This is a genomic window from Rhodovulum strictum, from assembly GCF_009649175.1.
Taxonomy (GTDB): Bacteria; Pseudomonadota; Alphaproteobacteria; order Rhodobacterales; family Rhodobacteraceae; genus Rhodovulum; species Rhodovulum strictum.
This window is the reverse complement of record NZ_WJPO01000008.1, coordinates 87,191-100,089: the sequence shown is the minus strand read 5'-3', so window position 1 is coordinate 100,089 and position 12,899 is coordinate 87,191. Positions and strand designations below refer to the sequence as shown.

The 12,899-nt window shown below is 67.1% G+C and carries 14 protein-coding genes; 3 read left to right on the top strand and 11 right to left on the bottom strand.

From position 1 onward, the window contains the following. Positions 1-46: 46 nt before the first annotated feature. From ilvC to GH815_RS07420, 4 genes are all read right to left on the bottom strand, one after another. Positions 47-1,069, bottom strand: coding sequence for a ketol-acid reductoisomerase (gene ilvC, locus GH815_RS07435; RefSeq protein WP_153748132.1), 1,023 nt, complete (start codon positions 1,067-1,069; stop codon positions 47-49). Positions 1,070-1,170: 101 nt separating this feature from the next. Then, entirely contained in the window at positions 1,171-2,376 is a 1,206-nt protein-coding gene (locus GH815_RS07430) for a UbiH/UbiF family hydroxylase (protein WP_153748131.1), read from the bottom strand. Positions 2,377-2,437: 61 nt separating this feature from the next. After that, positions 2,438-2,623: a hypothetical protein gene (locus GH815_RS07425; RefSeq protein WP_153748130.1), complete on the bottom strand. Its 186-nt coding sequence runs from the start codon at positions 2,621-2,623 to the stop codon at positions 2,438-2,440. Positions 2,624-2,744: 121 nt separating this feature from the next. Then, on the bottom strand, positions 2,745-3,395 hold the full coding sequence (locus tag GH815_RS07420) for a pyrimidine 5'-nucleotidase (RefSeq protein ID WP_153748129.1): 651 nt from the start codon (positions 3,393-3,395) through the stop codon (positions 2,745-2,747). Positions 3,396-3,499: 104 nt separating this feature from the next. Between GH815_RS07420 and GH815_RS07415 the strand changes: the two genes are divergently transcribed. Continuing rightward, a complete protein-coding gene (locus GH815_RS07415) occupies positions 3,500-4,153 on the top strand; it encodes a GntR family transcriptional regulator (RefSeq protein WP_153748128.1) in 654 nt (217 codons plus the stop codon). Here GH815_RS07415 and GH815_RS07410 read toward each other — a convergent pair. From GH815_RS07410 to GH815_RS07400, 3 genes are all read right to left on the bottom strand, one after another. Then, positions 4,087-6,150, bottom strand: a complete 2,064-nt coding sequence (locus tag GH815_RS07410; protein WP_170290315.1) for a glycosyltransferase family 2 protein — start codon at positions 6,148-6,150, stop codon at positions 4,087-4,089. The two genes, GH815_RS07415 and GH815_RS07410, sit on opposite strands and share 67 nt — an antisense overlap. 99 nt (positions 6,151-6,249) lie before the next feature. Further along, a complete protein-coding gene (locus GH815_RS07405; protein ID WP_153748127.1) occupies positions 6,250-7,536 on the bottom strand; it encodes a homoserine dehydrogenase in 1,287 nt (428 codons plus the stop codon). A gap of 83 nt (positions 7,537-7,619) precedes the next feature. Next, positions 7,620-7,856: a hypothetical protein gene (locus GH815_RS07400; protein ID WP_153748126.1), complete on the bottom strand. Its 237-nt coding sequence runs from the start codon at positions 7,854-7,856 to the stop codon at positions 7,620-7,622. 119 nt (positions 7,857-7,975) lie between these two features. Here GH815_RS07400 and GH815_RS07395 point away from each other — a divergent pair, with 119 nt between their 5' ends. Continuing rightward, positions 7,976-8,563, top strand: a complete 588-nt coding sequence (locus GH815_RS07395) for a TetR/AcrR family transcriptional regulator (RefSeq protein ID WP_153748125.1) — start codon at positions 7,976-7,978, stop codon at positions 8,561-8,563. A gap of 83 nt (positions 8,564-8,646) precedes the next feature. Here GH815_RS07395 and GH815_RS07390 read toward each other — a convergent pair whose 3' ends face one another. Further along, on the bottom strand, positions 8,647-9,012 hold the full coding sequence (locus tag GH815_RS07390) for a hypothetical protein (RefSeq protein WP_153748124.1): 366 nt from the start codon (positions 9,010-9,012) through the stop codon (positions 8,647-8,649). Between the two features lie 251 nt (positions 9,013-9,263). Between GH815_RS07390 and GH815_RS07385 the strand changes: the two genes are divergently transcribed. Continuing rightward, on the top strand, positions 9,264-9,767 hold the full coding sequence (locus GH815_RS07385; protein ID WP_153748123.1) for a hypothetical protein: 504 nt from the start codon (positions 9,264-9,266) through the stop codon (positions 9,765-9,767). Between the two features lie 123 nt (positions 9,768-9,890). Here the strand turns inward: GH815_RS07385 and GH815_RS07380 are convergent, their stop codons facing one another. From GH815_RS07380 to GH815_RS07370, 3 genes are read right to left on the bottom strand one after another with little or no spacing between them, the layout of a single operon-like run. Next, positions 9,891-10,478 (bottom strand): TadE/TadG family type IV pilus assembly protein, encoded by a 588-nt coding sequence (locus tag GH815_RS07380; RefSeq protein WP_153748122.1) that lies wholly within the window; start codon positions 10,476-10,478, stop codon positions 9,891-9,893. Between the two features lie 3 nt (positions 10,479-10,481). Further along, positions 10,482-11,033 carry a TadE/TadG family type IV pilus assembly protein gene (locus GH815_RS07375; RefSeq protein WP_153748121.1) on the bottom strand — a complete coding sequence of 184 codons (552 nt, stop codon included), beginning with the start codon at positions 11,031-11,033 and terminating at the stop codon, positions 10,482-10,484. Continuing rightward, on the bottom strand, positions 11,030-12,838 hold the full coding sequence (locus tag GH815_RS07370; RefSeq protein ID WP_170290314.1) for a TadE/TadG family type IV pilus assembly protein: 1,809 nt from the start codon (positions 12,836-12,838) through the stop codon (positions 11,030-11,032). The genes GH815_RS07375 and GH815_RS07370 overlap by 4 nt, the downstream gene beginning before the upstream one ends. Positions 12,839-12,899 lie beyond the last annotated feature (61 nt).

The window sequence follows — 12,899 nt, the reverse complement described above, 5'->3', positions numbered from 1 at the left end:
AAGGGCGCCCCGCAGGGGGCGCCCTTTCGCTGGCCGGGGGACCGGCTCAGTTCTTGGCCTTGTCGACCATCTTGCCCGCGGAGATCCAGGGCATCATCGCGCGCAGCTTCTCGCCGACCTGTTCGATCTGGTGCTCGTCATTGATGCGGCGGGTGGCCTTGAAGAAGGGCTGGCCGACGGCGTTTTCCTGCATGAAGTCGCGCACGAACTTGCCGGTCTGGATGTCGGTCAGCACGGCCTTCATGCGGGCCTTGGTTTCCTCGTAGGGCAGGATGCGCGGGCCAGAGACATATTCGCCGTATTCGGCGGTGTTCGAGATCGAGTAGTTCATGTTGGCGATACCGCCTTCGTAGATCAGGTCCACGATCAGCTTCACCTCGTGCAGGCACTCGAAATAGGCCATCTCGGGCTCGTAGCCGGCTTCCACCAGCGTTTCGAAGCCCATGCGGATCAGTTCGACCAGACCGCCGCACAGCACCGCCTGTTCGCCGAACAGGTCGGTTTCGCATTCCTGACGGAAATTGGTCTCGATGATGCCCGAACGCCCGCCGCCGATGGCCGAGCAATAGGACAGGCCGATTTCCAGCGCCTTGCCGGTGGCATCGTTATGAACCGCGACCAGACAGGGCACGCCGCCGCCCTTGACATATTCGCCGCGCACGGTGTGGCCGGGGCCCTTGGGCGCCATCATGATGACATCGACGCCGTGCTTGGGCTCGATCAGGCCGAAATGCACGTTCAGACCATGGGCAAAGGCGATGGCCGAGCCTTCGCGCAGGTTGTCATGGACGTATTTCTTGTAGGTCTCGGCCTGAAGCTCGTCGGGCATGGTGAACATGATCAGGTCGCACCAGGCGGCGGCCTCGGCAATGCCCATCACCTGAAGCCCTTCGGCCTCGGCCTTCTTCGCCGAGGGCGAGCCTTCGCGCAGCGCGACGGCGACGTTCCTGGCACCCGAGTCGCGCAGGTTCAGCGCATGGGCATGGCCCTGGCTGCCATAGCCCAGGATCGCCACCTTCTTGTCCTTGATCAGGTTGATGTCGCAGTCACGGTCGTAATAGACGCGCATGTCTTGTCCCTCGTTGCAGCGGTAGGCGGCGCGGCGCGCCGGATGGATTCCGGGCTGAATACCGGAATCTGCGCGAGTTGCAACGCCAACCGGCCCCGGGTTCAGGCGAGCCGCACGCCCAGCCCCGCCCGCATCAGGGTCTTGCGCACCGGGGGCAGGCCGTAAAGTGCTGCGATGCCGGCGGCGCGCAGGTCGCGGATCGCGGGCGCACCCTGCATCGAGACGCGGTTGAGCATGTCGATGCCCGTGACGCGGGCGGCGATCTCGGGATAGCGGCGGCGGTGATACATTTCCAGCATGGCCGCTTCGCCGATATGGGCGGGGGCGCCGCGGCACAGTTCCAGCAGCACGCGCAGATCGGCAAGGCTCATGTTCAGCCCCTGCGCGCCGATGGGCGGGACTACATGCGCCGTCTCGGCCACCAGCGCGGTGCGCCGGGCGGACAGGCGATGCGCGATCTGGCTGATGATCGGCCAGATCGTGCGCCGGGTGATAAGCGTCAGCGGGCCGTAGATCGCGCCGGAACGCGCCGTCATCTCGGCGTTGAACTCGGCCTCAGGCATCGCGAAAAGGCGCAGCGCCTCGGGGCCGCGTTCCATCCAGACGATGGCCGAACAGGGCCGCCCGTCACGGTCGGGCAGCGGGACCAGCGTGAACGGCCCGCCCGAGCGGTGGATCTCGGTCGAGACATTGCCATGCGGCTGGGGGTGGCTGACGGCGAAGGCCAGCGCCTTCTGGCCATAGCGAATGGTGCGCGCGCCGATCCCCACCGCCTCGCGCACGGGGGAATTGCGCCCGTCCGCGGCAACCAGTAGCCGGGCCGAGACGCGGGTGCCGTCGCTCAGCGTGACCAGCGCCTCGGCATCGCGGGTCAGCACCGATGTCGTGCCGATGCCGGGGCGGAACTCGACATTCGACAGTTCGGCGACGCGCGCCACCATTTCGCGGCGCAGAAGCCAGTTGGGCAGGTTCCAGCCGAAGGGCAGGTCCGACACATCGGCGGCGTTGAAATCGCGGGTGATGCGGGGGGCGGGCGTCTTGCCGCCTGCATCGACGATCCGCATCACCTGCAATTCGGTTGCATGCGGTGCCAGCCGATCCCACAGCCCCGCCTCGCGCAGCACCTTCAGAGAGGGTTGCAGAAAGGCCGTTGTGCGCAGATCGGCGCCGTCCGCGGTCTCTTCGGTGACGGGCGGCGCGGGATCGACGCAGATCACCCGGAACCCGGCCGAACCGAACAGGGCCGCAGCGCTCAGCCCGGCGACCCCGCCGCCGGAAACCAGAATGTCGGTGGAAATGCGCGTCATGGGATGCCTCCTGCCCCGGACATAGCCCGCCGGGCCGCCCGGTCCAAGAGGCGATCCGGGGTCAGCCGCGGCTGATCCAGACAAGGATCAGCAGGATGATCGGAACCGAGATCACGGCGGGCATGTAAAGCCCCAGCACGCCCCATTTCACGATCGAAAGCGCCCAGAGCCCCATCGCCGCCAGAACGACCAGCCAGATCCCGGCCTCTGTCCAGATGCTTGTCTTTTCCTCGTGACCGTCAGCCATATTCGTCCCCTTGGAACCTCTGCCGCCCGAAGCTTATGGCCCCGGACGGTGCATTGCAACATATTGCATACCTATGCATGCCGAAAACCCGCGGACCAGACAGACCTTGGGATAGGGTGCCTCAGCCCCGGTCCAGCCGGGCAAGGAAGGCGGCCAGATCGTCGGTATGATGCTGCACATGGGGGGCGGGTTCGGGCGCGGGGGCGACATGGACGGTGCGCATGCCCATGGCGTGGGGTTCCGCCAGGTTGCGCGGGTCATCCTCGAACATCGCCGCCTCGACGGGCACGATGCCGCCCTGGGCAAGGACCGTCTCGAAGGCCGCGCGGCGCGGTTTGGGCTGGAAACCCGCATGTTCCACCCCGAAGACCGCATCGAACACCCCCGACAGCCCGCGCGCCGCAAGCACCCGTTCGGCATAGGGGGCGCTGGCATTGGTATGCACGATCCGGCGGCCGGGCAGGGCGGCGATACGGGCGCGCAGGTCCGGATCAGGCGTCAGCGCGTCGAACGAGATGTCATGCACCGCGGCCAGATAGGGGCCAGGCTCGATGCCATGCCGTTCCATCAGGCCCGCCAGCGTGGTGCCGTATTCCGCCCAGTACAGCCTGCGCAGTCGGTCGGCCTCGGTCCGGTCGACGCCCAGCAGATCCATCACGAATCCGGTCATCCGCTGTTCGATCTGGTCGAACAGACGCACCTCGGGCGCATAGAGCGTGTTGTCCAGATCGAACACCCAGCCCCGGACATGCGAGAAATCATCGACCACCATGGATCCTGCCTAACCGACTGCGGCAACGGAAACAATCACGAAGCCTTGAACTTGCACGGGGTCACACATTATTGTGGACCATCGTATGCAGGAGCCACCCCGAGATGAAGGACGCCCGCCCCGCGCAGAAGGACGCGTATGAACTTATCCTCGAGGCGATCGACCTGGGCGTGTATTGTCCCGGCGACCGTCTGGTGGAAAGCGAACTGGCCGAACGCTTCGGCGTGTCTCGTACCCCGATCCGCGAGGCGCTGCAACGGCTGGAAACCCAGTCGCTGCTGACCCGCGACGGGCGCAGCCTGATCGTCGCCGCGCTGAGCCATGACCAGATGGCCGAGCTTTACGTCGTCCGCGCCGAGCTGGAGGGGCTGGCCGCCCGCCTTGCCGCGCGCCATGCCACCGCCGAGGAAGTGCGGGTTCTGCGCGCGATGGTCGAGGATGACCGCCGCCTGTTGCGCGATCTGTCGGCAATGGCCCGCGCGAACCGGCGGTTCCACAAGCAGATCCATCTGGCCTCGCACAACCGCTATCTGGTGCAGCAACTTGACCTTGTGCATCGGACCATGGCGCTGATGGCGACCACCTCGCTGGCGATCGAGGGGCGGGACCGGGATGCGCTGGCCGAGCATGACGCCATCGTTGCCGCCATCGAGGCAGGCGACGGGGATGCCGCCTATGCGGCGCTCAAGGCTCACATCTCGCTGGCCTTCGAGGCCCGCCTGCGCCATGACGCCGAGGCTCTGATGGGCGAGGGCTGAGGCCCGGCCTGTTCCTTGCCCGCGTGCCGTCCGACATCGACGGCGCCCCCCCGCGCAAGCGCGGCACGCACGCGCGCCCTTGTGGCCGCGGCGGCTGCGGTCTCGCCGCCCTCGGGTTCGTCAAGCCCATGGCGCGTCTTGTCCCAGTAGAACGGCCGCACCGCCATTTCCCACAACGCCTTGTAGGACGCGATGGCTGCCAGCGGGCAATACAGATGCAGCGTCGGCAGCCACGGGATCAGCCCGCGCTTGCCCGCCCGTTCCAGCCCCATCGCCCCCACGCCCAGCGTGACCAGTTCCGCCGCGATGAACAGCGCGAACAAGGCGACGAACCCGCCCGCCGGGATCACCTGCGTCAAGGGATGTGTCACCCCCATCGGCAGCAGCCAGAACGACCAGATCAGCGGCATCAGCGCGAATTGCGTCAGCGTGCCCAGGAACAGCACCTGCATGCCGACAAAGCCCAGCGGCCCGAACTGACGCAGCAGCAGGACGGGGTGGCGCATATGGGTGGCCCAGGTCATCGCATAGCCCTTGAGCCAGCGCGAGCGTTGCCGCACCCAGGGCCAGGTCCGGCAATTGGCCTCCTCCTCGGTCACGCTGTCCAGGAATTCGGTGCGATAGCCGTGCCGGGCAAGGCGCAGGCCCAGATCGGCGTCCTCGGTCACGTTATGCGCGTCCCAGCCGCCCAGATCCTCAAGCACCCGGCGGCGAAAGAACAGCGTCGTGCCGCCCAGCGGCACCGGCACGCCCAGCCGCGCGAGCCCCGGCAGCACGACACGGAACCAGGCGGCGTATTCGATGGTAAAGCAACGTGCCAGCCAGTTGGCGCGGGGGTTGTAGAAGTCCAGAACCCCCTGCACGACCGCCACATCCGGCCCGCAGCTGTGGAAATGCGCGACCACCTTGCGCAACTGGTCGGGGGCGGGGGCGTCCTCGGCGTCGTAGATCCCGATGATCGAGCCGCGGCAGAAATCGAGCGCATAGTTCAGCGCGCGCGGCTTGGTCTTCAGCGCACCCGCGGGGACGCTGAGCCGCCGCATCCAGGGCGGCAGCGGTGTTGCGTCAAGCATCGCGCGGGTTTCCTCGTCGCCCGCTTCGGTCACCAGGCAGATATCCAGAAGCGCGCGCGGATAGTCGAGCCGCGACAGCCGCGCGATCAGGCGCGGGGCGATTTCCGATTCGCGAAACAACGGCACCAGGATCGAGATCCGCGGCAGCCGCGCTATGGTGGGGGCGACGGGCGGGGGCATGTGCCGCGCCCGCATCAGCGCGCGCGCCTGGGTCAGCGCGGCGACCGCCCTCAGCAGGCTTCCGGCCAGCATCCAGCCCAGCGCCCAAAGCGTCAGCACCGTTAGCACCGTCAGCGGTGCCAGCACCGCCGCCAGCCCGATCACGGCCAGCATGGCCATAAGCGCCGCGCGCGGACCGGCGCGCAGCCAGGCGCGGCAGCTTTCATGTTCGGGCACGCGGGTCTCGGCGGCGCGGGCCAGGACATCGGCCCGGCACCCGGCCAGCGCCGCCTGCAACTCGTCCTCGCGGCAGATGACCATGATCGCGGGGGCCAGGTCGGGGGGGAGTGTCGGGGCAAGCTGCTCGAACCGGTCGGGGCGCGATGTGGCGATCAGCGTCGCCCCCGCGAATCGGCGCCAGGGCAGCAGCCCCTGTTTCAGACAGGTCCGCGCGCCCAGAACGTCGATCAGCCGCGGATCGGGCGGGTAGGCGGCGAAATCGGCGCGGCCGGTGCCGAACTGGCGGCACAGCGCCTCGGCCACGTCCTCGGCTGTGGTGTCGCCCTCGGCGACCAGAAGCTCGCCAAGCTGAACCTCCATCCGCGCATGGTCGGCCAGCGCGCGGTCAAGCGCCTCGGGGGCGACCGCACCGGCGGCAAGCAGATGCTCGCCCAGGCGCAGGGCGCTGTGGTTCGGCTGCGGGATGAATTCGGCGGGCGCGGCAGAGGATTGCCGGACTGTTGCAAGGGAAATGACCGGCGGCATGAAAGGGCCTCTCGCACAAGACCCAGACTTAATGGCCGGTTAAGGTTAATGAGCCGTAAAGGGCTGCCTTGCGCGGGATGCGCCCCGCGCAGGCGTGGCTCAGACCTCCTCGATCCGGATCGCCACCGGCTCGCCCACCACGACGCCGGTTGCGGCAAAGCCCTTGCGCGCATGATCCAGCGCGTCGCGCGTGGTCTTGTGGGTCACGAACAGCACCGGCGCGGTCGGGGTGGCATGGCCATATTGCCGCATCCGGTCGATCGAGACGCCCGCCTCGCCCAGCACCGCGGCCACCTTGGCCAGCGCGCCGGGCTTGTCCTCAAGCTCCATGCGCAGGTAGTAGGGCGCCGCGGCCGAGGCCCGCGCCCCGCGCGCCTGTTCCAGCCCGGCGGCAGGCTGGCCGAAGGTCGCCACCCGGAAACCGCGGGCGATGTCGATCACATCCGCCATCACCGCGCTGGCGGTCGGCCCCTGACCCGCACCGGGGCCGCGCAGCACGATCTGCCCCACCGCATCGCCTTCGAGAACCACCATGTTGGTCGCCCCCTCAAGCTGGCCCAGCGGCGATGTCGCGGGCACCAGACAGGGCGACATGCGCTGTTCCAGCCCCCGCCCGGTCATCTGCGCGACGCCCAGCAGCTTGATCCGAAAGCCCATGTCGGCGGCGTGGCGGATATCGCCGATCGAGATCCGCTCGATCCCCTCAAGCTCCATCGCGGCGAAATCGACCTTGGTGCCAAAGGCGATGGCAGCCAGAAGCGACAGCTTGTGGCCCGCGTCGATCCCGCCCACGTCCAGCGTGGGATCGGCCTCGAGATAGCCCAGCGCGCGCGCCTCCTCGAAGACGGTTTCGTAGGGCAGCCCCTCGGATTCCATGCGCGTCAGGATGTAGTTGCAGGTGCCGTTCATCACGCCCATGACCCGGGTGACCCGGTTGCCCGCCAGCCCCTCGGTCAGCGCCTTGATGACCGGGATGCCCCCCGCCACCGCCGCCTCGAACCGGATCACCCGGCCTGCGCCCTCGGCGGCCTCGGCCAGCGCCTGGCCATGGATCGCCAGCATCGCCTTGTTGGCGGTCACCACGTCCTTGCCCGCGGCAATCGCGGCCTCGGTCGCGGCCTTGGCGGGGCCGTCCGATCCGCCCATCAGCTCGACGAAGATATCGACATCCTCGCGCCGGGCCAGCGCCACGGGGTCGTCCTCCCAGGCATAGGCGGACAGGTCCACGCCCCGGTCGCGATCGCGGCTGCGGGCCGAAACGGCCGTGACCGTCACCGGCCGCCCGGCGCGCTGGGCGATCAGATTCGCGCGGGTCTGGACGATCTTGACGACACCGGCGCCGACGGTGCCAAGCCCGGCGATGCCGAGGCGCAGGGGGGTGGTCATGGGGCGTGCTCCGGGTTGGTCTCGGGCCAAGGCTTCGCGGGGGTGTTAGCGCGAAGGCGCGGGGCTTGCAACGCGGCCGGGGCTCAGATGTCGCGGGCGCGCAGGGCAGCGGCCCGGGCGCGCAGGGCGGCGGCGCGGGACTCGAGCGCCTCCGTCTCCGCCGCGGTGGCACCGGGTTCGGCGGCGCGGTCAAGGATCGGCTCGACCGGCACGAGCCGGGGATAGGCGCCGGTTGCGGGTGTGGGGCCGGGCGCTGCGCAGCCTGCCAGCGCCACGACCAGCGCCGCCCCCGCCATTCTTCCCGCGATGCCTGCCGTCATCCCGCCGCCCTCTTGTTGCGGGCCGACCATATCCCCGCATTCCGCCCCGCGGCAAGCCGCGCTGCCCGCGCACTCGCGCAGGGATTGAAATGAACGGCTGTTCAGATAACACTGACCCCATGGCCCGCACCTCCGGTTCCCATTCCGAGATCACCGGCCCGCGGCTGCGCGAGGCCGCGCAGCGGCTGTTTGCGCGCCATGGCTATGCCGCCGTCACGATGCGCCAGATCGCGGCCGAGGTGGGGGTGCAGGCGGGGGCGCTTTACAATTACATCCCCGACAAGCAGGGGCTTCTGGCCGACCTGATGCGCGCCCATCTCGAAGACTTGCTGGCCGCCTGGGCGGACGAACCCCGGGGCGAGGGGCCGCTGGGCGCGCTTGAGGCGTTCACGCGGTTCCATATCCGCTTTCACCTGGAACGGCCCGATGCGGTCTTCATCGCCTATATGGAATTGCGCAACCTCGCGCCCGAGAACTTTGCCGGGATCGAGGCGCTGCGCAAACGCTACGAAACCGAGCTGGAGGATATCCTGCGCGCGGGTCAGGCGGCGGGGGTGTTCGACCTGCCCGATACCAAGCTGGCGACGCTTGCGGTGATCGCGATGCTGACCGGCGTGACCACCTGGTATCGCGATGCCGGGCGGCTCAGCCGCGAGAGGGTGGCCGGGCTTTACTGGGACATGGTGCGCAAGGCGGTCGGCGCCTGAGACCCCCGGGGGCGCAGCCCGCCGAAAAGACAACACCCGGCGAAGCGAATCGCCGGGTGCTGGAAACGGTCAGAGGCGCGTGCTTACTTCTGCACTTCGCCGGTCATGATGCCGCGCAGGAACTTGCTGAAGCCGCCATCGCCGGTGCTGCTGCTGCCGCCGCCCTGGGTGGTGTTCAGCTGGGTGTCGAACATGGTCGGCTTGTCGCTGAGCAGCGGCCAGCCCATCTTGCTCGAGAAGATGGTGGGGTTGCCGGTCATCAGCTCGACATTGCCTTCGCCACGCCCGCCGATCAGCGGCCAGTTCATCTTGGACGAGAACGGGGTCGGATCGTCGGTCTTCAGTTCGACATTGGTTTTCCGGCCGCTCAGCAGGGGCCAGTTCATCTTGGACGAGAGCGGGGTCGCTTCGTTGGAAAGCTGCGAGGGCATTTCAAGTTTGTCAGTCATGGTCCACCTACGTTGATCCTGTCCACCAAAACGAATTGGCTTCCGTCCCAAGATGCCGCGTTATGCGCTGCGGGCAAGGTGCCTTTTCGCCGCGTCTGGGGTTCTTTGGCTTGACGACCCCCCTTTCGCCCGCTGCGCTTGTAATCTAGGCGATTGTCCGCCGGATTTCGAGTCGCTGTTTGGCCTTGGCGCGGTCCGCGCCCGCCGCTAGACGGTCCCGGGTGATCCCGGCAGAGGAGGGGCAAGGGCCGATGAGCGACGAACTCGCCGTTCTGAACGTGTCAGCGCCGCGCCGCATCTTCGCGCTGGGCATTCTGGTGATTCTGGCCGGTCTGCTTCTGTCGGTGGCGCTGGTCCGCCCGCCCGAGGACGCGCTGTGGCGCGGGTTCCTTGCGGCGCTGGGGGTCGCGATCCTGGCGCTGGGTGAGGCAATGCGCCGCGCCACGACCTGCCGGCTGCGGCTGACCCGCGACGGCCTGTTCGACAGCACCGGCCGCGAACTGGCCCGGATCGACGAGATCGCGCGCGTCGAACGCGGGGCATTCGCGCTGAAACCCTCGAACGGGTTCACCGTTCTGCTGGTGGCAATCAGGCCGCCGGTCTGGGTGCCGGGCGTCTGGTGGCGGATCGGCCGCCGGATCGGCGTGGGCGGCGTGACCTCGGCGGTCGAGGCGCGGGCCATGGCCGACATCCTCGCCCTGCACTTGCAGAAACGCGAGCGCGACGGTGCGCAGGATAGCGGCGCCGGGCGCTGAGACCGGCACGCCGCATCCCTGCGCGCTGCGCCCGTCCTGCCGCCGATCGGCACCGCGGGACGATCGCATCCTGCCCTGCTTCGGCGAAACTCCTGGCCGTGGTCAAACCCGGCGCGGCGCGGGTCAGCCTCCGGACCATTCCAGCTTGGGAACGAAGCGGGGCCGGGTGACGACGAAGCTGTCCATCTGCATGGTCTCGACCCCGAACCAGATCGACGTGACCGGCGGCCGGTAGAGCAGTTGGGTTTCGACCAGAATCGCGCGTTCGTTTGACGGCATGATCGGAATGTTGGGCTCGAAGGTCGTGTTCAGGTCGTCCGTGGTCATCGGGTTCAGACCGCCCGTGCCGTAGGACCAGTCGATTTCCAGGACGCGGCCGGTATCGTTCACCCCGCAATTCTGGGTGCATGTGACCAGCGTGACGCGCAGCCGGCCCAGATCGTCGGCCGTGTTGGTGATGTAGTTGAAGACATTGTCCAGCCCCTCGATATAGGCGGGGGTCACCGGGCCTTCCATTTCCCGGCTCAGCAGGTCGGAGACCGTGTAGGCGCCCTTGAGGTTGATCGTCTTCATGTGAAAGCCGTAGAAATAGGTGATGATGCCAAGGATCGCCCACAGGAAGAAGGGCAGCATCAGCAGCAGTTCGATCACCATGTTGCCCTGTGTATCGCGGGCGAAACGGCGGAACGGGGCGAGAATGGCGCGCAGCATGGCTCAGGTTCCGGCGCCCGGTTCATTGACGAAGGCAGACGTGGCCACCAGCGCATAGCCGTCGCCAGAGGTGGTGTGCAGCCGCAGGCCAAGGCCGATCCCGGGAAAGAACGGGTCGACCACGACGCAGGCACGCACCATCATCAGGCTGTTCTGGGGGCCTTGGGTGAAATTGGTCACCGGCTGCATTTCGGCCCGCCGGTCCACGCAGGTCGCAGCCTGGCCGGGCAGGGTCCAGGTGGTCTTGGAGATCGGCGACAGTTCGATCCTGACGACGTTCCTGCAATCGGGGAACAGGTTGGCCTGACTGCAAACGATATCCTTGAACTTGTCATGGTCCAGGCCGGGATGCTTGCCCAGCCTGATGTCCCGCATCGACACGTCCAGCGCATGTTCAAGCAGCATCTGGCGGGTCATCAGGATCGACGCCTCCAGCCCCATCAGGAACACCAGCATCACGATCGGCAGGGCAAGGACCACCTCGACCGTGGCGGTCCCGTCCTCCCGGCGCAGCGCAGGGGCGATCCGGGGCAGCAGGCGGGGCCGCGTCCTCATTCGGTCAGCCTCAACTGATTGAGCGACGAGGCGATGGCGCCGAACGTGTCGGACAGGTTCAGCCCGTCGGCAAGGAAGAAGTGGTTCACCGTGGTTGCGCAGCTGCGCAGGACGCGCTCTTCCTCGCTGTCCTTGCCGACCTCGAAGCCGATCGTGTAGACGAGGATGTTCTGCTTCTTCGCGGCGTTGCAGATCTCTTGCAGGCGCGCGTTCTTGGTGGCGTTGCCATGGGCGAGCAAGGGATTGCTGAGCCAGGCGAACCGGCTGTACCATCTGGTCGTAAAGGTCGCCCAGACCTCGGGGAAGGTCAGCTGATAGGGTGTCCCGACGGGAAGGGGCGTGCAGACAAGTTCCTGACGCGTCCGCAACCGCCACCAGGGGTCGTAATAGGTAACGGTCTGGTAGCTGCAGGTTTCCGCATCGCCGACATAGACATTGTCGAAATCGCCGGTCTTGAACGTGCTGCCGTTCTTGTTGACCCAGCGGTACTTTTTTGTGCCGGGATTGTAGACCGAATAGACGGGATCCCCGGGCGTGCCGTCCGGATTCCTGTAGTGCCAGACCTCTGACGGGCCGGAGCGGTACTGGTCCTTGAGGTAATGCTGATCGGTGTTCACACCATCCGTCATCAGCACCACGGCCTTCATGTTGTAGCTCTGGCCGTAATTGTAGGGCCGCCCGGCCAGCTTCGGGTCGATCACCGTCTTGGGCGAGCCGGCGGCCACGGGTGTTGCGGTCAGGGTCGTCACCGGAAGCCTGAGCCCGGGGTCAAGCAGGGCCGTCCCCCATTTCATGCCGACATCAATCGAGGTGTTGCCCTCGGCAACAAGCCCGTCGATCACCGTATAGGCGGCAAGGTGGGAATCGATCAGTGGCGCGATCCAGCGCCCGCTTTTGACATCGCAGGTCCAGGACGAGGGCGTGGATGAGTAGGATTTCCAGGGATCGAAATGGCCGGTGCGGCGCAGGATGTCCTGAGGTGCCGGGATCAGGGCCGACAAGGGGTCGGTAACGTAATTGCCCATGCTCACTTCGGAATAATCGTCTTCCGAGAAGTCGACGCAGTAGGAACTGCTGTGCTCGTTGGTGACGTTGAACTGGGACAGCAGGAGCGGACCGGCGTTCACCTGTTCGGAATAGGGCACGATCGAGATCGAGACCTTCCCGTGCTCGACCTCGCACGACTTGGCCGAGGCGCGGCTGGCGTTGGGGTTGCACTGCATGTGATAGACGAAATCCTTGGCCGCCTCCTTCAGGTCATGGATCCGCGTGTTGCCCGAGGCGGCAGCCCAGGCCATCGAGCCCGAGACGTCCAGCACCATCGAGATCTCGAGATCGCTGATGCCTTCTTCGGCTGAACTGCTGGTGATGACCGGCATTTCCTCCATGCCGATGAAGGACAGGAAGATCGGCCGCAAGGTCGCCCCGGCGGTGACGCGCACCTTGCGGTACGAGGTTATCCCGGCGGCCTTTTCCTCGTCGACCGAGATCGGGCCGAGATAGTCGGCAAGCCCGGCCTTCTCGAAATAGTCCCGCACCACCGCCTCGGCGTCCTGTGTCTGGCTGAGGCTGGCGGCGGCCAGCACCGCGCGGTCCATCGTGTTCTGAAGCCGCGATCGCGTTGATTCGTAGCGCATGAAGTCGATTGCCAGCCCGGCGGTCAGCAGCATCGCCACGAGGATGAACAGCGAGAAGGCGATCAGCCCCCCGTCCTCGTCCCGCCGGAACCGGGCAAGCCGCCGGTTCAGGGCGCCACGCCAGCCCCGGCCTGCCGGGGCGCCGCAAGTTTTCGGAACGATCGACATCATCAATATCCTCGGTCTCTGAGCCATGCGGGCCGGTTTGGCACACACCGCGCGGGCGCAG